17 protein-coding genes and 2 pseudogenes are annotated in these 20416 nt (G+C 59.2%); 14 read left to right on the top strand and 5 right to left on the bottom strand.

Annotation, left to right across the window (positions count from 1 at the left end):
• The first annotated feature begins 7 nt into the window (after positions 1-7).
• The 4 genes from FHT92_RS16840 (at position 8) to FHT92_RS16825 (ending at position 3669) form a co-directional block, all read left to right on the top strand.
• Positions 8-1015 carry a Gfo/Idh/MocA family protein gene (locus FHT92_RS16840; RefSeq protein ID WP_183827267.1) on the top strand — a complete coding sequence of 336 codons (1008 nt, stop codon included), beginning with the start codon at positions 8-10 and terminating at the stop codon, positions 1013-1015.
• A gap of 44 nt (positions 1016-1059) precedes the next feature.
• Positions 1060-2190: an FAD-binding oxidoreductase gene (locus FHT92_RS16835; RefSeq protein WP_183827264.1), complete on the top strand. Its 1131-nt coding sequence runs from the start codon at positions 1060-1062 to the stop codon at positions 2188-2190.
• Positions 2191-2833: 643 nt separating this feature from the next.
• Positions 2834-2986 (top strand): hypothetical protein, encoded by a 153-nt coding sequence (locus FHT92_RS16830; RefSeq protein WP_183827261.1) that lies wholly within the window; start codon positions 2834-2836, stop codon positions 2984-2986.
• A 110-nt stretch (positions 2987-3096) separates the two neighbouring features.
• Positions 3097-3669 (top strand): alpha-ketoglutarate-dependent dioxygenase AlkB, encoded by a 573-nt coding sequence (locus FHT92_RS16825; RefSeq protein WP_183827258.1) that lies wholly within the window; start codon positions 3097-3099, stop codon positions 3667-3669.
• Between the two features lie 267 nt (positions 3670-3936).
• Here FHT92_RS16825 and FHT92_RS16820 read toward each other — a convergent pair whose 3' ends face one another.
• Complete coding sequence (locus tag FHT92_RS16820) at positions 3937-4218, bottom strand: hypothetical protein (RefSeq protein ID WP_183827256.1); 282 nt, start codon at positions 4216-4218, stop codon at positions 3937-3939.
• 698 nt (positions 4219-4916) lie between these two features.
• Between FHT92_RS16820 and htpG the strand changes: the two genes are divergently transcribed.
• Complete coding sequence (gene htpG / locus FHT92_RS16815; RefSeq protein ID WP_183827253.1) at positions 4917-6806, top strand: molecular chaperone HtpG; 1890 nt, start codon at positions 4917-4919, stop codon at positions 6804-6806.
• A 103-nt stretch (positions 6807-6909) separates the two neighbouring features.
• Here htpG and FHT92_RS16810 read toward each other — a convergent pair whose 3' ends face one another.
• Positions 6910-7833 carry an alpha/beta hydrolase gene (locus tag FHT92_RS16810; RefSeq protein ID WP_183827250.1) on the bottom strand — a complete coding sequence of 308 codons (924 nt, stop codon included), beginning with the start codon at positions 7831-7833 and terminating at the stop codon, positions 6910-6912.
• Between the two features lie 249 nt (positions 7834-8082).
• Positions 8083-8593 (bottom strand): annotated as a pseudogene (locus FHT92_RS16805) (ferritin-like domain-containing protein).
• Between the two features lie 549 nt (positions 8594-9142).
• Here FHT92_RS16805 and FHT92_RS16800 point away from each other — a divergent pair.
• A pseudogene (locus FHT92_RS16800) lies at positions 9143-9488 on the top strand (IS3 family transposase); the annotation flags it as partial.
• Positions 9489-10111: 623 nt separating this feature from the next.
• Complete coding sequence (locus tag FHT92_RS29315) at positions 10112-10408, top strand: hypothetical protein (protein WP_246735496.1); 297 nt, start codon at positions 10112-10114, stop codon at positions 10406-10408.
• A 434-nt stretch (positions 10409-10842) separates the two neighbouring features.
• Here FHT92_RS29315 and FHT92_RS16795 read toward each other — a convergent pair whose 3' ends face one another.
• Positions 10843-11484, bottom strand: a complete 642-nt coding sequence (locus tag FHT92_RS16795) for a GntR family transcriptional regulator (RefSeq protein WP_183827247.1) — start codon at positions 11482-11484, stop codon at positions 10843-10845.
• A gap of 177 nt (positions 11485-11661) precedes the next feature.
• Here FHT92_RS16795 and FHT92_RS16790 point away from each other — a divergent pair, with 177 nt between their 5' ends.
• The 7 genes from FHT92_RS16790 to FHT92_RS16760 all read left to right on the top strand — a co-directional run bounded on the left by FHT92_RS16790 (position 11662) and on the right by FHT92_RS16760 (position 18863).
• Entirely contained in the window at positions 11662-13086 is a 1425-nt protein-coding gene (locus tag FHT92_RS16790; protein WP_183827244.1) for a M20 family metallopeptidase, read from the top strand.
• A complete protein-coding gene (locus tag FHT92_RS16785; protein ID WP_183827241.1) occupies positions 13079-14755 on the top strand; it encodes a M28 family peptidase in 1677 nt (558 codons plus the stop codon). Before FHT92_RS16790 ends, FHT92_RS16785 begins: the two co-directional genes overlap by 8 nt.
• A gap of 58 nt (positions 14756-14813) precedes the next feature.
• On the top strand, positions 14814-15668 hold the full coding sequence (locus tag FHT92_RS16780; RefSeq protein WP_183827238.1) for a transporter substrate-binding domain-containing protein: 855 nt from the start codon (positions 14814-14816) through the stop codon (positions 15666-15668).
• Between the two features lie 79 nt (positions 15669-15747).
• Positions 15748-16467, top strand: coding sequence for an ABC transporter permease (locus tag FHT92_RS16775; protein ID WP_183827235.1), 720 nt, complete (start codon positions 15748-15750; stop codon positions 16465-16467).
• Positions 16467-17207 carry an ABC transporter permease gene (locus tag FHT92_RS16770; RefSeq protein ID WP_183827232.1) on the top strand — a complete coding sequence of 247 codons (741 nt, stop codon included), beginning with the start codon at positions 16467-16469 and terminating at the stop codon, positions 17205-17207. The genes FHT92_RS16775 and FHT92_RS16770 overlap by 1 nt, the downstream gene beginning before the upstream one ends.
• The gene (locus tag FHT92_RS16765; protein ID WP_183827229.1) at positions 17204-17971 is read left to right on the top strand and encodes an ABC transporter ATP-binding protein; all 768 of its coding nucleotides are present in this window, start codon (positions 17204-17206) and stop codon (positions 17969-17971) included. Before FHT92_RS16770 ends, FHT92_RS16765 begins: the two co-directional genes overlap by 4 nt.
• A gap of 70 nt (positions 17972-18041) precedes the next feature.
• Positions 18042-18863, top strand: a complete 822-nt coding sequence (locus FHT92_RS16760) for a transporter substrate-binding domain-containing protein (protein ID WP_409527159.1) — start codon at positions 18042-18044, stop codon at positions 18861-18863.
• A gap of 751 nt (positions 18864-19614) precedes the next feature.
• Here FHT92_RS16760 and FHT92_RS16755 read toward each other — a convergent pair.
• Positions 19615-20070, bottom strand: a complete 456-nt coding sequence (locus FHT92_RS16755; protein WP_183827224.1) for a DUF2231 domain-containing protein — start codon at positions 20068-20070, stop codon at positions 19615-19617.
• Between the last annotated feature and the right edge of the window lie 346 nt (positions 20071-20416).

The following is a 20416-nucleotide window of genomic DNA, read 5'->3' as shown; positions in this document are numbered from 1 at the left end:
AAAATTAATGACACGAAAGATACGATGGGGCGTGCTCGGCTGCGCGGGCATTGCCGTCAAGGCCGTGATCCCGGCCATCCAATCCAGCCGGCTCGGCCGTGTGACCGCCATCGCCTCGCGAGATCCGGGCAAGGCAACGCAGGTGGCCGCCCGTTTCGGCATCGACAGGGCCTACGGAAGTTACGAGATGTTGCTCGCCGATCCCGATATCGATGCGATCTACAACCCGTTGCCCAACCATCTGCATGTGCCGCTGACGATTAAGGCGTTGCAGCATGGCAAGCCGGTACTCTGCGAAAAACCGATCGCCCTTAACGCTGCGCAGGCGGGGGAACTTGCGGCGGCGCAAAGGGCCGCCGGACTGCCGGTCGCCGAAGCGTTCATGGTCCGCCATCATCCGCAATGGAAGAAAGCGCGCGCATTGGTCGCCGAGGGGCGGATCGGCGAGGTGAAGGCTATCCAAATGATCTTCTCCTACTACCTCGACGATCCCGCCAATGTGCGCAACCAAGCCGATATCGGTGGTGGCGGTCTGTTCGACGTCGGCTGCTACGCCGTCAGCACGGCCCGCTTCCTGTTCTGTGCCGACCCAGCGCGGGCAATCGCCTTGATGGAGCGGGATCCACTCTTTGGAACGGATCGGCTGACAAGCGGACTGCTCGAGTTTCCAGAGGGGAGGCAGCTCGCTTTTACCTGTTCCACGCAGCTTGCGCTCACGCAGAAGGTCACGGTGCTCGGAACACGTGGGCGCCTGGAAATTCCGATCCCCTTCAACGCGCCGGCCGATAAGCCGACGGTGCTTGTGCTCGATGACGGTCGCGATCTTGCCGGCGGAGGGCGCGAGGAGATCGTCATAGAACCTGCCGACCAATATCGCGAGCAGGCCGATACCTTCGCTGCATCCGTGCTTTCCGGCACCCCGCTCGATACGGGGCTGGAGGATGCGATCGCCAACATGAGGGCGATCGACGCGCTCTTCCGCTCCGCCGTCAGTGGCCACTGGGAAGAGCCCTGACCGCCCCATCCACCTGCATGACCAACCAATCGAAAGACACTACCATGACCGACAACACGATCTCTTCGGCCGTCATCATCGGCGCCGGCATCTTCGGCGTCTCCACAGCCGTCCAGCTCGCGCGACGCGGTGTGCGCGTGACCATTCTCAATGACGGCTCGCCGGCCAACGGCGCTTCCGGTCGCTCCCTCTCCTGGTTGAACTCGGCACGCATGCGCTCTTTACCCTATCATCGGCTGCGCATGGCCGGCATCGATCGTTATCGCACGCTTTCAGCGCGATTTCCGGATGCCGATTGGCTTCGCTTCGACGGGGGCCTGACCTGGGACGCCGATGACGAGCGCAACGAGATCGATGCGGCCTATCGGTACGAAGTGTCGCTCGGCTACGACGCACAATGGCTGTCGGGCGCCGATGTCCCCCGCGTAACGCCCGGCGTAAACGCGAACGCGATCACGCCCCAGGGCGCCATCTTCAATCCAGGTGAGGGTTGGGTCGATCTGCCCGCGCTGATCGGCCTGCTTCTGAAGGAATATTCTGAGCTCGGGGGCGTACTGGTGACGGACCAGGGAGCCGCACGGGCCTTGATTGAGGGCGGCCGGGCGGTCGGTGCCGAGACGGCGACGGGCCGATATTTCCTGGCTGATGCCGTCGTGCTGGCGACCGGTCCCGCCGTGCCGAGGATGGCCGCCGAGAGCGGGCAGATCATCGGCGACGGGACGCCGATCGCCCTCCTCGTACAGACCAAACCGTTCGCCCATCCCTTGCGCGCGGTTCTCAACACGCCCCGTGTGGCCGTTCGCCCCGCGCCGGGCGGCGCTTTCTCGCTCGACGCCGACTGGGCCGCCGACGAAGGGGTGACGCTGCGCCCGGACGGCGGATTCGAAATCGACGACAGCGTCGTTGCGGCTCTTTTGGCCGAAGCTGCAAATGTATTGGAAGGTAATCCGAAGCTTGAGGTTGCCACGATCGGCGTTGGCGGCAAACCGATACCTGGCGATGGCGAACCGGTTGTCGGTGCCCTCAAGGCGATACCAGGTTATTACGTAGCCTTCAGCCACAGCGGCGCAACACTCGGACTCATCCTGGGCGAATTGCTCGCGTTCGAAGTCATGAGGGGCGCCGAACATCCCATGCTCGCGACCTTCCGCCCCGAACGTTTTGCCTTGAGTTAAGCCCCCTTACGCACGTCTCCAAAGGATGAGCCTGCCGCTTCGGCGGCGGGCCTTTTTCTAACACGTAGATGGGAACGTCGGTTCAGAATCCCTTTAAGGCGGGACCGTTCCTTCGCAACGGCTGACGAGCCCGAGGGCTTTTCGGGCCTTTATTGGTGGCTGCGTAATCCGGACGAGTTCGGATTTCAGCGGAGTTGCCGCAAACTAAGCTCCGCGGAATCCCGCTCGGCTCCCATCATTGGAGCGAAGCCCGAACAGGATAATGTGCCATCGAGGATGCTGCTGCCCTCAAAATGCAGCCAATGGTGATTAACGAAGTGGTCGGAGGCATCGCCTTTCGAAGGCAGTTTCTAACGACCCTGCGGGGTTAATTTCAGTTCGGACACGGACGACGTAACTGATCATTCCGCCGTTTAGGGGCGAGTTGCCTTGGATCGTGGCAGCTTCCCGGATTGCGGTGAGCGCATTCTTTTTTAGGCGCGGTTGCGGACGACCATACCCTTGTAATCGGTCCCGCCAATCTTATATATTCGATATCACTCACATTATTGTATATTGCCACGCAGACGCCCTGAGGGCGCTGACTACCCCGCGCATATTCGCTCGACTGTTTTTCACGCTGCGTGGCCGTCGAAGGATCCCAATGAACAAATCAAACAACGCCACTGCGTCGGCAGAGCTAGCGCCGCGCGATCAGCACGAAGGCGCCGATCGGCCGGCCAAGGATCAGAAGCCGTACCCGTGCCTGCTGACGCGCGCCGAACTGAAGGCGATCATTGCCGACCAGCTTGGCTAACCACCACCGACGAGGAGAAAGAAACACGACAATGCATCATCGGCAGGGACAACAATATCGGAGGCTGTGCCGGTTGAAAACGAGACAGCAGCTGGACAGGAGAAGCGACCATGGTTAGTGCGCAAGGTGACCTGTTTGCGGCCGCCGCGCCCGCACTGCCTGAGGGATTTCGCTACGAACGCGACATCCTTCCGGAGGCCGACCAGTTGGACCTCCTTCGCGAAATACCGCAATTGCCACTGAAGCCATTCGACTTCCACGGTTTCGAGGGCAAGCGCAGGGTGATCTCCTACGGCTGGAAATATGACTTCGACACCGAGCGGGTGAACCGTGCAGACGATATCCCGCCGTTTCTTCTGGGGGTGCGCAGCCTTGCGGCAGCATTCGCCGGAATCGAGTCGGATCAACTGCAACAGGCGCTCGTCACCGAATATTCGCCGGGTGCGCCAATCGGCTGGCACAAGGACAAGAAGGTGTTCGGCAGGGTGGTGGGTATCTCGCTGCTGTCGCCTTGCACCTTTAGACTGCGCCGCCGCATGGGCAGCAAGTGGGAGCGCGCCTCGATCATCGCCGAACCCGGGTCCGCCTACATCCTCGCGGGTCCAGCCCGTTGCGAATGGGAGCATTCCATCCCGCCTGTCGACAAGCTTCGCTATTCGATTACGTTCCGAGAAATCGGCTGACGGCGTCGCAAAGAACGATAGCATAGGCTGCCCTTCTCAGACGGCGGCCGGCGATCACGAAATGATGGACTGGGCCGTTGCCGCGGTATGTTTGTGACGTTTTTGGCTCTCGAATGACAGAAAGTCGTCCCGCCAGAAGGGAGACATCGCCAAGCGGCACCCTGCAAGAAGATGACGAGCACCTCCGGCTTCCGGCTGATGCTCCGCTAGCGATGTGAATCGGAGACGGAGCGCGCTAGCGCAAACATCGAGCCAAAAGAACTGACGTCACGTCAGTTTCCCCACAATGGCTGCGTAGTCTGAGAAGGTGAACTTCTTTCCACGTTCATGCGCCTGATTTGCCAGGCTGAGAAGACGGATCGGAAACGCGGCGGCCGCCAGATTGGCTTCCGAAAGCTTATGGGCGTCATCCTGTTCCACTGCCTGCATGGCTCGTTCAAATGCGGCGCCGACCTCTTTGTGGTTCAGCAAACCTTTGTCGACCAGCGCTTCGCAGAGCGATGCGAGGGCCATGACCATGCCTTCGAGCTGAAGATTAGCGGTATTCACGGGTGTCCTCCAGCGGGCGGTAAGAAGCAATGAATAGCGTAGCGCGGTCTAGTTCCCCATTGGGCTGTAGCGATCCCTCTTCTCTGGATGGATTGCGCATCTGCGGCTTTGGAGAGCAACTTTGGTGCGGCTGTTTTGTTCCTAGTATCTACTGGTCAAGCGCGTGAGGAGATGGCTGTCCTTGCGGCGGTGCCTCGGGCGTCATCGCGAAGAAATAGATCCCCGCGAGAACGAGAGCGGCGAGGAAAATCGCTCCCACGAAATTCATCATCCCGAATCCCGTTTTCCGATCAGCGCTGCCCATCTCGTCCCTTGCTCGGTCGCCGCGGACTTTCGAACTAGCTGAAAGGCGCGAGGTTCCTGAATGAGCGCAAATATCTGTTCGCCGATGCGGGAACACGGCGTCCAAGCGGACGGCCGATCGAAAAATCGCCTGGGAGACCGTCATTGCCGTCGAGGGCAGGGGATGGCGGGTTCGCTTTCAAGTTTCACCGGCCGCTGGCGATATGGCGCCGTCAAAGCCGTAGGTAAGCGCGGTTTCGGTCAGTCAATGTCCTCCCGCAACCTGCCACCTCGCTAATCCTGAAGTCGCTTCCCCACGACATGCAGATGGTGAGCCATTATGTTCCTCTTGAATTTCGCGCCGGACTTTGCCACCTCATCGACGCCATTTTCAAACGTGAAGGAGAAATGCACCCATGCCGACCGCTGCAGAAAAGCCTGCCGAAAGCCACGTCTTCGAGGCCGACGTCGCTCGCCTTCTGCATATGATGGTGCACTCGGTCTATTCGGACAAAGACGTCTTCCTGCGCGAGCTGATCTCGAACGCCGCCGACGCCTGCGAGAAGTTGCGCTACGAATCGATCGAAACCCCATCCCTTTCCGGATCCGACCCCGAAAGCCGCATCACTCTGTCGCTCGACGAAGAGCGTCGACAGGTTTCCGTCGAGGACAACGGGATCGGGATGAGCCGAGAGGAACTGATCGAAGCGCTCGGAACCATCGCCCGGTCTGGAACCCGGGCCTTCATGGAGCGGCTGGAATCCAGCAAGGCCGGCGAAGGGGCACAATTGATCGGCCAGTTCGGTGTCGGTTTCTATTCCTGCTTCATGGTAGCCGAACGTGTCGACGTCATTTCGCGTCGCGCCGGTTCAGACGAAGCCTGGGTCTGGTCTTCCGACGGCAAGGGTAACTACAGCGTCAGCCCTGCCGATATCGCCGAGGCGCCACCGCGCGGCACACGCATCCTGCTTCATCTGACGGAGGAGGCGAAGCAGTATACGTCCCGCTGGACGATCGAGCAGATCGTGAAGGAGCAGTCAGGTCATGTGCCCGTCGCAATCAGCATCGTCGATAAGCCCGGAAGCGAGCCGGTCCGGATCACCGACGGAAGCGCGCTTTGGACGAAATCGAAAAATGACGTCAGCAAGGATGAATACCGTGACTTTTATCGTGGGATCTCAGGCCAGTATGACGAGCCTGCGCTGACCGTGCACTTCCGGGCGGAGGGACGGCATGAATACAGCGCCCTTGCGTTCGTTCCGGGTTCACAGCCCTTCGACCTGTTCGACCCTGAGCGCGCCGGACGGATGAAACTCTACGTCAAGCGGGTCTTCATTACCGACGATGCCGGGCTCCTGCCGCGTTATCTCCGTTTCGTGCGCGGTCTCGTCGACACATCCGACCTGCCGCTAAACGTCTCGCGCGAGATGATTCAGGAAAGCCCTGTCCTGTCGTCGATAAGAAAGGGTGTGACCAGCCGGATCATCACCGCGATCGAAAAGCTTGCGGAAACCGAAGAAGAGACCTTCCTCACGCTCTGGAAGAATTTCGGCGCCGTGCTGAAGGAAGGCATCTACGAAGACTTCGAGCGTCGCGCCCAGCTTTTGGCCGTTTCGCGCTTCCGCACGACCGCTTCAGGGGAGGGCTATCGCTCGCTTGCCGACTATGTGAAGGGTGCCAAGGATGGTCAGGGCGCCATCTACTACCTCGCCGGCGCCGGCCTTGAACAGTTGAGGGCATCGCCGCAGTTGGAGGGATTCCGCGCCAGAGGCATCGAGGTGTTGCTGCTGACGGACCAGATCGACAGCTTCTGGGTCATGAATGCGCCGGAGTTCGAAGGCAAGACGTTCAAGTCCATCACCCAGGGCGCGGCCGAACTGTCGCAATTTCCCTTGCTGGATAACGAAAAGGCTTCGCTGCCGGAGACGCCTGCCGGTGCTGAATCGTTCGTAGCATTCGCAAAGGACAAGCTTGCCGACCAGGTCGCGGATGTCAGAGCCTCCGTCCGTCTGACGGAGAGCGCGGTCTGCCTTGTCGCCTCCGAAGGAAGCTACGATCGGCAGATGGAGAAACTCCTGCAGAGCGCCGGCCGGCTTCAGGACACGGCCAAGCCGATCCTGGAAATCAACCCGCATCACGCGATGATAAGGGCGGTTGCCGGCCTCGAGGATAATTCGCCGCTCAAGGAAGACGCCGCTTGGCTGCTCCTCGATCAGGCCCGTATTCTTGATGGTGATAAGCCCTCGGATTCACGTGCGTTTGCCGAGCGTCTCGGACGCATATTCGAGAAGGCGGCCCATTCCTGAAGATCGGCGATACGGGCTCTCGGCCAAGCCGTTGGCGCCGGCTCGACGATTTCGAAGGAGGCCTCTGAAGGTGGGCCGACACGCCGGTCCATCCTCCTAGATATCATCCTGGGTCGGGCTTCTGTGCGCCCTCGACCAGCGTCCTCATCCAGTGACGAGCGAAGCTGTTTGTCTTGGCGGCGAGAGCAGTCGGCATCCTGTTGAAGCCGTGGACCGCTTCGGGAACGACGATACAGCGGGCATCTCCCCCTGCCCGCCGCCAGCATTCAAAGATTTCGAGGCTGTCGTCTGCAATCGGATCGAGGCAGCCGGCGATGAACAGCGCCGGTGGAAGGTCGTAGAAATCACCGTCCACGGGTCCTTGTCGTTTTTCTTCAGGCAGCGAAGGTGTCAAGCGGCGCAAATTTGCAAGCGCCGAAGGTCCATCGATAAGAAGGCTTTCTGAAGAACTTTCCCGAAGGCTTTGCGACCCCTCGAGATCGAAAGCGCCGCACATGGAGTAAAATCCGATGACGGCGCGTTGCTGTCCAATTGAACGAAGATGAAAAAAGGCCTCCACCGCCAAGTGGGCGCCGGACGACTCTCCGGAAAGGATAATATGCGCGACGCCAAACCGCTCGAGATTGGTCGCCAGCCACGAGGCAGCCGCCAGGCAGTCTTCGAGCGTTCGCGCAAGGTCGTCGTCTGACGCATTGCGAAAATCCACGGCTGCAACCACGATCGCGCAATCGTCCGCGATCAAGCTGGCCAACCGATCTTCCAGACGTGCGTCACCCATTACCCAGGCTCCGCCATGAAAATGAATGACCAGTGCGCGGGGAGAATCGCGAGGGTGTGTGACACGGATCGTCAGCGTCCGAACCGGCAGGGTAATGATCGAAACCCGTGAGTGCATCCGTCGCAGGTCGGGAATGAATTTATGCCAAGCCTTGACCAGCGACTGGACAAGGCGCGCGTTCCAACGATGGCCGGTCTTGAACCGCGGTAACCACGGCAGCAGCCTGTTGAAGCGGCGTGCCCGCCGCAAGTCTTTTTCGGAGAGTTCAAGTCCCGGGCGAAACCGCCATGGTTACGTTGCCGATCACTAAGGTTAGTGTCATTACGACTTTGATGCACCAGTCATTCGAGTCGCGAGCGGCCGTTCAGAGGTCCTTGAAGCGGCAAAGCGTCGGCCGTCTTCAAGGTCTTTTGGCAGAGCGGAGCCCTAGCAGATGCTGCACGCCGGGTTCCGGACGTGCCTGGGCAATGCGCTCTTGGGTCGTTCGCTGGAAGACAGTCAGACCTTCGCGGTTCTGCCCGATACCCGCAACGACAGAAACTTCTGCGTCAGCAGCGGGACCTGTGAGTCGAGCCAGCTAGCCATTGCTTCTTCTTCGGCAAGGTTCGCCTTCAGTCCGGCGACGGCGGCCATGAAGCCTCCAGCCTCTGCCACAGCGAGCAGCGACTTGTATGCCGCGATCTCGTAGTTCTCGAACGCGAAATTGGCGAACGAATTCTTCAGGATCTCATCACCCGCCACCGTATGCCCAAGTGCAGCCAAAGAGCCCGTGACGGACAGAGCCATGTCCTTCAGCGACGAATGGTCCTCGTAAAGGCCTGCCAGAATCTCCTCGATGCGCCGGATCTGGCCTTCTGTCTCGGTGATGTGATGACCGAGCTTTTCGGCGACTTCCGGATAGTTTCGAGCCGGCTGAGCTGCGGCCTCATGATGCTCAGCGCCTGATTTTCCATCGCGTGGGCGTTCCTCAGACCGACGATGAACACGTCGCGGTTTCACTCTCTGCCATAGTCTTTCCTTTCGAAATTGGATTTGCCTCCACTTAACCTGAGGATTGTATTCTTGTTCCCACGACGGACAGCGCTTTCTGTCTGCTACTGTAAGAAACCCAGCTGCCTCGCCCGCTGATACGTGGGTGGGCGCGGCGCGGGCGAGGCGACAGCACGGGGTACAGGACACATCGAAGCCTAAAGGGCTATACACGAAATGCACCGCGGTGTGCCTTATCTTGTTTGTGTCGGGCAGCGAACGGGCTGGCTAGGGCTCCAAATGCCTCCGGCCGAACTGCCAGATCATCATTTCGCCGCCGGTGATTGGAATGACCGCACCAGTCGTCTGCCAGGGTCGCTGGCAAGAAGCACGTAGGTGCGGGCCCCAGCTCTGCCGGTCGATCCGCGTGGCCGATCAGCGTTGCCCAGTCTATTCCTTTGTCGGCGGCCATTTCGACCGAAACCGGAATTGAAGTTCTGCACCGCTCTTTCGGTCGACGCATAGGCAAGAAGCTGCGGCAAAGGCTGCGGGCGTCCAAAAAACGTTGGCGTTTGTGGATGACGATCCTTATGAAGCGAGCCGCTGCGGTGATCATGACCGTCGAGAGCGAATAAAGACATTGGTGCATGCACGTCGCCGTATCGGCGCCTTCATGTGTTGCTCAGGCGTGAGGCACACCATGTAAACCACAGAAAGCGCTTCCGGCTCTATCGAAAGCAGAAGCTGACGATGCCCCAGCGTGGCGGCCGGAAGCGAGCGATCGGCACGAGCCCGATGCTGATCCCAATCGCAGCCAATGCTCGTTGCTTGCTGGACTTCGTGTCGGATCAACTCACCGATGGACCCAGGTTCCGGGCCTAACCGTCGTTGACGATTGCGCTAGGGAATGCCTAGCACTCGTCGCCGATACAACCTGAAGGCTGTTGCCAATCGGGGCCCCGGCCACAGCTGCTGCGGGTCGATAGCCCGTGCGTGCCATGGCACAGGCAGGCCGACCGCCAAGGTAATCGAGAAAGCGGCCGACATGTGACTTTCGCCGCGCGTTGGACGGGCTTCAAAGTAGAAGATGAGACCAAGCCAGAGGTAGGACGAACGCGGTGTAGGCATCGACGATGATTTGGTTTGATGCGGTTTTAGAGAGACCGATCGAGGACGAAAGGCTGCAGCGTGGAATCGCAGCGATGCTCGCGATTGCGCCCAGAAGCGTCGCGGTCGTTCACGGTATCAGCGAGATTGGCACTCTTCCGGTGACCTGTGTCGTCGACCTAGGAAACGCCGACTTTTAGTTCCAGCTCGTCACTCTCTATCTGACTGAGCCTTGGGAACATCCCGGCATGTCCTGGAGCGTGCCTCTCGTCTTGCTGCCGCGCTCGACACCTCTCTGTTGTTGGGAAATGATGCGACCGCAAATCCTTATTCATTCGTGCATGTATCGAGTGGCGGGCAGCAATCGGTCGTCCTGGTCGATCCTGACGAACTTGATGAGAACCTGCCGATTCGTATGCTCACCGTCAGATCTGTTGGGGTATAATTCCGCATGAACAATATGCTCGCGTGCACCTCGTGCGGACTGGATAAAACCGAATCTGTCGTCCATTTCGGCTCGTACATCATGCGATGCGCCGCCTGCGGCCAGGACGTCGTCGCAACCTCATTCATCGCGATGATGAACTCGGATGATGAATGTTCAGCATTTACAGATGTGGGTCCAGGAAAGCGCCCTCCATCGGAGGAGCTTGTCGCGCGTGGACCACTCCGGCTGATCGCAACGGCAATCAGAGCCGCGGCGAGTGACGGAACTCTGATACGCCTGATCTTCGAACCAACAGATTGAAGCCCGGGCCGAGAAGCCTTGGAAAACTCGCCCGTTGAAGGCGCTTCTCAAAATGAGCATGCCAAACATGAAAGATAGCTATGAGAAATCTTGTATTGGGGTAGCTTCGACGGTTTCCGCCACGTTCTGGATCCTGGATACGATCAATTCTCGGAACTTGCGGTGGGGGAGCTTCTCAGAGGTTAGTAGCAGTTAAAATCAACTGCATAGTGCTTACTTGCCGAGGAGAAGTTGTAGTAGGGAAACTTTGCTGTCGTTAATTAAGTGCACTTACCTTAACCTTGAAGCTTATCCAGGCGGAGAGCTCCTTGCTTAATCTTGCGACCCTGAGAGAGGCGACGGACACGCTGCCAGCCACGTGATGATAATCACGGGGGTGCAGGTTCGAATTCCTTCAACTGCAAAGCTATCTGCGCCCTTTAATTCAAAAGTGGTCAGGCCTGAAGAATGTGCCTGCGCGTCAGTTCCATCAGGTGACCGAGATCACCTCTCTCTATCGCATCAACCATCTGTTGATGTTCGCGGCCCGATTGCTCGATACGGGCGCGCGTTCGCCATTGCGACACGGGGGCGGACGACGTCCGCTGCCGAATTTCCGTGACCAGCTCTACGAGCTCGTGATTACCGGCAATCGCTAGCAAATCGCGGTGAAAGGCGAGATTTGCTTCGTAAAGTTCAAGCATGGTGCCGTTCAGCACCAGATCGTCGAAGCGTGAAGCAAGAACGCGCAAATTCGTGATATCTGCCGCGCTCGCATTCGCAATGATACGGTCGCTGACGCCCACTTCGAGAATAACACGAATGTCGCTGACCTCCTGAGCGCGGCGTCCATCCTGCTCGTGGACGTGATAGCCACGATTGGGAATATGCTCCACCAGTCGCTTCTGTACTAGCCGGTCTAGCGCCCGGCGAACCTCGGGGCGCGTACAGTTATATCGCCGTTCGAGATCGATCTGCTTCAGCCAGGTCCCGGGCGGGAGGCGGCCGGCAAGAATATCCTGGAGAATGAGTTCAGTCACATCGGGCGTTTGCGGGTCTTGTGCTTGCGCTGTCGCTTCGGCTTTCAGCGAATTCATGCAGTTCTCCCAGCCTTTGGTTTTCGGCGACGACTATCATAGCTCTCCTTTGGCTCACAACGAGCCCGATTATCGGTGCGGAAAAAATATCCATGCTTATCTCTTGCGCACTTTCGAAAATTGGCGCATAAATTGGCGCCAATTTGGATACCATTATATAGGGCGAATTGTAAATCCATGCAAAATTCCGAAGCGGTCTGGGACATTGTCGAGAAGAAGCGGGCGGTGTTCTTCGAGTTGAGCGACCGGATCTGGGACATTCCCGAGACGAATTACCTGGAGTATCAGTCCGCCGAAGAGCATGCACGCCTCCTGGAAATCGAAGGTTTTCGCGTCGAGCGGGGCGTTGCCGGCTTACCGACGGCGGTCATGGGAGAAGCGGGCGAAGGCGGCCCCGTGATCGCGATCCTCGGAGAATTCGATGCGTTGCCTGGATTGAGCCAAGTGGCGGGGATCGCCGAGGAGCGGCCGCTGGTCGAGGGTGGCAATGGTCATGGCTGCGGTCACAATATGCTCGGTGCCGGATCGATGCTCGCTGCCGCTGCCGTCAAGGATTTCCTCGCCAAGAACGGCTTGAAGGGGCGGGTGCGCTATTATGGATGTCCCGCCGAAGAGGGAGGCTCCTCGAAGGGCTTTATGGTTCGGGCAGGCGTTTTCGACGATGTCGATATCGCGATCTCCTGGCACCCGGCAGCCTTTGCCGGTGTTAACAATCCCATCTCGCTCGCATGCAACGAAATCAACTTCCACTTTTCAGGCCGCGCCTCGCATGCCGCCGCCACGCCGCATCTCGGCCGCAGCGCTCTCGATGCGGTGGAGTTGATGAATGTCGGCGTCAACTATATGCGCGAGCACATGCCTTCGACCGCGCGCATTCATTATGCCATCACCGATGCAGGTGGCGCGGCGCCCAACGTCGTGCAGGCGCGTGCGACGGTGCGCTATCTGGTCCGCGCAAGAACCCTGCCAGAGCTCCTGGCCCTGGTTGCCCGGGTCAAGAAAGTTGCCGAAGGCGCTGCGCTGATGACCGAGACGACCGTTCGCAGCGAGATCATCAGCGGCGATGCCAATCTCGTCGGCAACACGCCGCTCGAAGAATGCATGTTTTCTCATCTGCAGCGGCTCGGGCCTCCACAGTTCGATGATGCGGACCGGGAAATGGCCCGCAAGTTCCAGCAGACCTTCAATGCGGAGGATATCGCAGCCTCCTATGGCCGTTTCGCACTGAAACCGAGGAGGGATCAGCCGCTTTGCGAGGAGATTTTCCCGCTGAACGCCGGCGATGGCACGCTGGTTGGCTCCACCGATGTCGGAACCGTGAGCTGGGTGGTGCCGACCGTGCAGATGCGCGGGGCGACCTACGCCATCGGCACGCCCGGCCATTCCTGGCAGCTGGTCGCCCAAGGCAAGCTGCCGGCTGCGCACAAGGGAACCGAGCATGCCGCCAAGGTAATGGCCAGCACGGCTGCAGATCTCATCCGTCATCCCCGGTTGATCGAAGCCGCCAAGGCGGATCACAAGGCGCGCCTTGAAGGAACGCCTTTCGTCAACCCGATCCCCGATGACGTTGAGCCGCCGCTGCCGGAGAAGGCCCATGCGTGACTTGGCGCTGCAGCCAGATCGTGAACACCTGATGGCGCATATCCGCGAGTTCGCCCGCCGGGTGAAATTGTCGGGAACGCCGGAGGAACTTGAGAGCTTCCAGTACCTTCAGGCGCAGATGGACAGCTACGGATATCGGACGCAACTGCTATCGCATGATGCTTTCATCAGCCTGCCGGGTTCAGCAAAGGTTGAGATCGAAGGCGAAAGTCTTCGTTGTATTACTCATTCGATGTCCGCCTCGAGCGGGGAAGGAGGTATAAGCGGCGACCTCGCCTATGTCGGCGAAGGGACGAAAGCCGATTTCGCAGGTAAGGACGTGGCCGGCAAGATCGTTCTCGTCGACGGAATTGCCACCGAAGAAGTCGCTGCACTTGCGAGCGCGGCCGGCGCTCTTGGCGAGCTTCATGTAAGTCCGAACGAACATCTCTACGAAATGTGCGTGTCGCCCGTGTGGGGCAGTCCGTCGCAACATACGCGCGCCCAACTCCCCAAGACGGTAATCTGCACTATTCCCAGGAACGACGGCATGCGCCTGCGCGAGCGGCTCGCCCGGGGTGAAAAGGTGCGTGCAACGCTTGCGGCAGAGGTCGATACCGGATGGCGCAAGACACCGCTTCTTGTCGCCGAGCTTCAGCCGGCGGGTGAGGATGCGCCATTCGTGATGTTTTCAGGCCATCACGACACTTGGCATTTCGGTGTCATGGACAACGGCGGCGCCAACGCGACCATGCTGGAGGCGGCACGCTTGCTTGCCCTTCGGGCAAGTGATTGGCAACGCGGCCTACGCATCTGCTTCTGGTCCGGTCATTCGCATGGCCGCTACTCCGGTTCTGCCTGGTATGCCGACGAATATTTTGACGAGCTCGATCTCCGTTGCGCGGCGCACGTCAATGTCGATTCCACCGGTGGCGAGGGCGCGACTGTTCTCACCAATTCCGGCGTTATCGACGAGCTAAAGCCCCTGGCCGCGGAGATAATCGCGCGGCTGACCGGGCAAAAGCATGCCGGCAGACGCCACGGCAGAGCCGCGGATCAATCCTTCTGGGGTGTCGGCATCCCCTCGATGTTCGGAAGCGTCAGCCATCAGCCGCCCCGTCCCGTCAAAATGCTGACGGCGCTCGGCTGGTGGTGGCATACGCCGCACGACACGGCGGAACATATCGATCCCGACAATCTCCGCCGGGATACGCAGATCGTGCTGGAGATTGTTTGGCGCCTGCTGACCTCGCCGATCCTGCCGTTGGATTATACTGTGTATGCGGATGCCCTCGGCAAACAGGTCGCCCAGCTGCAGACGGAGCTTGCCGGCCGTATCGATGTCTCGGTCCTTGCAAACGCAATCGACGAGTTGCGCGTCAACGCAAAAACCATAGTGGAGGCGAAGGACCTATCTGCCGCCAAGGCAGCTCGCATCAACGACTCGCTCATGCGTGCCAGCCGTCATCTCGTGCCGCTGAACTACACGAGCGGCGAGCGCTTCCATCATGATTCCGCCCTGCCGCACCCGGCCTGGCCGTCGCTGGAGGGGCTTCGGGCGCTGGCCGCGCTGCCTTTGACATCGCCAGAGACCGCTTTCTACGCTGTCCACGCCCGGCAGGTGAGAAACCGGGTCGCCCACGCGTTGAGGCAAGCCAATGCAGCATTGCGCGCGGCCCTGGAGGACTGACGCAGCGATATCTCAACTAAACAAACGGCACTTCGAGGCTGAAAAGAGGGAACTGAAAATGAAGAATAGAAACCTGTTTGCTGCCGTGATCGGCGCCATCACCATCCTGGCACCGCTTGCGGCCGGCGCCAAGGACTGGACGCATGTCAAAGTCGGCATTGAAGGCGCCTTTCCACCGTGGAACCTCATGGATTCCAGCGGCAAGTTGGCCGGTTTCGATGTCGACCTCATCAATGACCTTTGCAAGCGCGCCAAGGTCGATTGCCAACTGATTGCCGGCGAATGGAATGCGATGATCCCGAGCCTTAATGCCGGCAAGTTCGATCTGGTGATGACGCTTGGCATAAACGAGAAGCGCAAACAGGTGGTCGATTTCACCGTGCCTTATGCAAGTGGCGTTGCGAGCTTTCTGCTTCTCAAGGACGGGCCGGTCTCTTCCCTGCCGATGACCGGCGAGCGGCTGAACCTGAACGACAAGGCCAAGGCTGACCCTGTGATGGCCGAAATCGGCAAGGCGCTCAAAGGAAAGACCGTCGGCGTGGTTCAGGCAACCAGCCAGGAGCAACTGATCAACAGCTATTTCGGATCCGATGTTAGCGTGCGCGCCTACAAGAATTCCGGAGAACGTGACCTCGATCTGAAGGCCGGGCGCATCGATGCCGGTTTCGACAGCGGTGTTTACGAAACCTCCGTGCTTGGCAAGCCTGGCAATGACGACCTGATGATGTCCGGCCCATTGGTGAAGGGCGCAATGCTGGCAACCGAAGTCGCGCTCGGCATGCGCAAGGGCGAAACCGATCTGAAGGCAAAATTCGATGATGCCATCAAGCAGGCCGCCAAGGATGGCATGATTAAACAGCTCTCGGAGAAATGGAGCAAGATCGACCTTACGCCGACCTTCCACGCCAATTGAGCGCCTTTGTCCGCGTCAACCTTAGTCGAGGCTAGACAATGTCACTTGCCGCAAAAGTCCGTTCTCCGGACGCTGCATCATGAACCAGCCGAATTTATTCGAGCTTGCTGGTTTCGGCCCGGAAGGCTGGGGGCATGCTCTTCTGGCCGGAGCGTGGATGACCATTCTGGTTGCCATCGCCGGTTATGCCGTCGGGGCCTGCATCGGAACGCTGGGAGCATGGGCCAAGGTCGCAGGCAACGGTTTCGCGCGCGCCGCGGCTGACGCGTATACGACGGTGCTGCGTGGCATTCCGGATCTGCTTGTCATCTATCTCTTCTATTTCGGTGGCAGTGCAGCGGTCACTGCGATCGGCAAGCTTTTCGGCGCGGAAGGTTTCCTCGGCTTTCCAGGCTTTCTTGCCGGTTCGCTGGCCGTGGGCGTCACATCCGGTGCCCAGTTTACGGAAGTGCTGCGAGGTGGGTTTAAGGCGGTTCACGCTGGCGAAATCGAGGCTGCCATTGCGTGCGGCATGCCACGCTGGCTTCGCCTGCGGCGGATCATTGCGCCATTGACCCTGCGTCATGCGCTTCCCGGTCTTGGCAATGTCTGGCAGGTCGTCTTGAAGGAGTCGGCGCTGGTATCCATCACTGGCGTTGCCGAACTCCTGCGTCAGGCTCAGGTCGCAGCGGGATCGACCGGCCTTCCCTTCGATTTCTACCTGATTGCCGGCGCGATCTATCTGATGATCTCGACGCTTTCGAGCCTCATCATGCAGCAAGCCGAGCGGCGCCTGTCGCGCGGCGTGAGGAGGCATTGATGGATTGGCAGTTTCTCGGAGAAACATTCCTGAGCCTGGTCGCCGCGATCCCGCTGACTATCGAGCTTGCCGTGACGTCGATCTGCCTCGGAGCCATTCTGGCGCTGCTGCTGGCGCTTGCTCGTCTCTCCGGCGTCGCCGTGCTGGATTGGTTGGCGCGACTCTATGTATTTATCTTCCGCGGCACGCCGCTGCTGGTGCAGATATTTCTCATTTATTACGGCCTTGGCCAGTTTGCAGCCATACGGCACAGCATTTTCTGGCCGTTCCTGCGCGATCCCTACTGGTGCGCGGTTCTGGCGCTGACCTTGAATACCGCGGCCTATGCCAGCGAGATTATTCGCGGCGGCCTGCTCTCCGTACCGCATGGTCAGATCGAAGCTGCTCGCGCCTGCGGCATGCATCGCTTCTTGATCTTTCGCCGCATCGTGCTGCCGCTGGCGATCCGCCAGTCCTTGCCCGGCTATGGCAACGAAATGATATCGATGGTCAAGGCGACGTCGCTTGCCTCGATCATCACGCTGATGGAGGTGACGGGCGTTGCCGCCAAGATCATCTCGGAGACCTATAGGGCAATCGAGGTCTTCGTGGTCTCCGGGACGATCTATCTCGCCATCAATTTCGTGCTGACGCGTCTCATTCAATTCGCCGAATATAGGCTGAGCCCGCATTTGCGCACTCCTCTTGCCGTCACCCGAGAGAATGCCGTGACCACGACCACTGCCGGAGAACCACAATGACGGCCACGCCAATCGCACTCAGCGTGCGCGACATGCACAAGAGCTTCGGACCTGTCGAGGTTCTCAAGGGGATCTCCCTCGACGCGCTCGAAGGCGATGTGGTCTCCATTCTCGGCTCGTCGGGCTCAGGAAAATCCACCTTCCTGCGCTGCATCAACCTGCTGGAAACACCGGATTCCGGTGAGGTGACTGTCGCCGGCGAAACGATCCGCATGCAGCGCAATGTCCGAGGTACGCACCGTGCAGCGGATGGAAAGCAGGTCGACCGGATCCGCATGCAGCTCGGAATGGTGTTCCAGAGCTTCAATCTCTGGTCTCACAAGACGATCCTCGAAAACCTGATCGAAGCGCCGATCCATGTCCAACGCCGCCCCCGCGCCGAATGCATAGACGAGGCCGAGGCCCTGCTCGCTAAGGTCGGGATTGCCGACAAGCGCAATTTCTATCCTGCCCATCTTTCTGGCGGTCAGCAGCAGCGTGCCGCCATTGCGCGCGCTCTCGCCATGCATCCGAAGGTGATGCTGTTCGATGAGCCGACCTCCGCGCTCGACCCAGAGCTTGTCGGCGAAGTGCTGCGGGTCATGCGCTCGCTTGCCGAGGAAGGACGCACGATGCTGGTCGTCACGCATGAGATGGGTTTTGCGCGCGACGTCTCAAGCCGCGTCATCTTCCTACACAGGGGTGTCGTCGAGGAAGATGGCAAGCCCCAGGACGTGTTTTCGAACTCGCAATCGGAGCGCTTCCGCCAGTTCATCAGCCAATAACGCATCACGCTCAATCAAGAAGGGGAACTAGAGCATGAAATACCTGACCGGAATTCTGGCTGCGATCATCATGATCGCCACCTTGGCCGTTTCGACGGTCGTGCGCGCCGAGGAGAAGAAATGGACCCACGTGACGATTGCGACCGAGGGCGCGTTTCGCCCATGGAATTTCACCAAGGCCGACGGCAGCCTTGACGGTTACGAAATCGAGCTCATCAGATATTTCTGCGCCCATATGAAGGTCGAATGCACGACTGTGATCCAGCCCTTTGACGGCATGATCCCGGCGCTGAATGCCGGCAAGTTCGATGCGATCATTTCCGGCATGTCGGCGACGGCCAAGCGAGAGGAAGTCATTGCCTTCAGCGACTCCTACGGCACGACGGGTCAGACCTTTGCGACATTGAAAGACTCCCCGCTTGCGGACCTGCCTTTGAAGGGTGAGGTATTTTCACTCGCAACGGACGAAACCGATGCCGAGAAGGCGGTGAAGGAGCTTGAACCGCTGCTCAAGGGCAAGACAATTGGCGTGCAGACAGCATCGATCGCTGCGACCTTCCTCGACAAATATCTGAAGGGTGTCGCCGATATCCGTGAATACAAGACGACCGAGCAGCACGATCTCGATTTGAAGGCTGGCCGCGTCGACCTCATCATGGCCTCCATGGCATATCTTTCGACAGCAGCGGCAAAGCCGGGCAATGAGGACATGATTGTCACCGGCCCGCGCTTCCAAGGCGGCATGCTCGGCCGGGGCAGTTCGGTGGGTCTGCGCAAAGACGATACGGGACTGAAGGCCATGTTCAACGATGCGATTGCCGCGGCCAAGGCGGACGGCACGATCGCCAAACTATCGCAGAAGTGGTTTGGTTTTGATGTGACGCCGAAGTGAAACCCTATTTAAATCCCAGTCCAGCGTCGTCAAGGCCGCGCTGCGGGCGCGGCTGCCGTAAATTACGCCAGGCATATTGACGAATGAGATTGATGATTGGCAAGCTTGACAAATGAGGCGGAGCCGCCCCAGTGCCACAGAATTCCTCCCAATCGCCGCCGACCGTAGCTGAGCCGCCTCACCGTCCTTAGTCATGTCTTGGATTCAGATGGGCGGACAGCGCCGATGAGCTCGACCATAGAGTCAAGCGCCCGCTTGGCCGCTTCCTTTTTCCTATGCTCGCTGAAGCAGATCGAGCCGTCTGGCGTCATCAGCAGGCAACGATACCGTTTGCCACCGTCGTCGTCTTCCCCCGCTATGGTCGGCAATGGCAAACTCCCCGGGTTGAGATGCCGCTCACGTCTTGTCCATAGCCATCGTTGTGTGACGATCCAATCATCCGGCCTAATCTGGCGGACGAACACGACCGGCTATGATCCAGAAAACCGGGAGGAGCAAGAACACGGTAGGATCCGCGTCAGAACCGCCGTCGCGCACAATGACAAAGGTGAAAAAACGCCTGAAGCGAAATCCATATGATGGCAACCAGCCATCCCAAAAGAGGCCAAAGGTTACGGAAGAGCAGTTTGCACATCGCTTTCTCTTTGTGACATCATCGGGGGCTTATCAACGGCGTAGTAGCCGTCCCGTTATGACGGTGATGATGCTGATGAAGCGAACAGGTGGTGGACGACCGGAATCTGGTAGCGGCTCAACGATCATCGGAATCATCCTTTATTCCCACACGACTGTTGTAGACCATCTCCCACCCCTTCCAGCCGTTGAAGAGAAGCAACATCGTGGCAATCAGCGAAAGCAGTAGCCCGGTTGGTAAGATAAATTCAGGTCCCATGATCATTCGACGCCAAAGACTGAACGCTTCGATCAAGACAAGCACGATGTTGCCAACCATGTGGAACCAAGCATCTCGCAGACCGCGGATGCGGCTATCGCCAAGAAAATCGGTCAGCCCGGCAAGCGCCGCAAGCGCTGCCATAAGAAGACCCGCCCCCAAAAGCCACATGGAGGCCATAGGCCAGAACGGGTCTGCAGACCGGCTGTGGACAATATCGGTTATCAAGGCCCCAACAAAGAATGCGATCGGAAACGGGATCAGCATCGGGTGGACTGGGTGACCGGCGATCTTGAGTGTGCTCCTTGGATTCATTCCTCGTCCTCCATTTCCTCCTACCTGTGGTACTAAGCGTATTTTCCGCGCAAAGCGGTTGAGTGCCGAAAGGCTCACAACCTCAAACAAAGAGAGTCCAGCTAAGGTTCCCGATGTGCAAACCACGGGCCCGCAGCAAGGACCCGCCTGAACAAGTTGCCAACCCTTCCGGCCTCATCCATAGCCATGCTCATTTATGGCTTCTTTTGCCATTTCGGCGGGCCCGTGGCGACGCACCTTCCGGCGTGTCGATCCAGTTGCCTTCCCCGCTCGCAGAGTCTCGGCCGAAGAACTGCTTGCTGAAACAGGTGGCCGACAGGCAGGCCGCCGGTCGGGCTCCTGCGCG

It is taken from the genome of Rhizobium sp. BK377, from assembly GCF_014193935.1.
In the GTDB taxonomy this organism is placed as follows: Bacteria; Pseudomonadota; Alphaproteobacteria; order Rhizobiales; family Rhizobiaceae; genus Rhizobium.
This window is presented reverse-complemented; position numbering and strand designations above follow the sequence as displayed.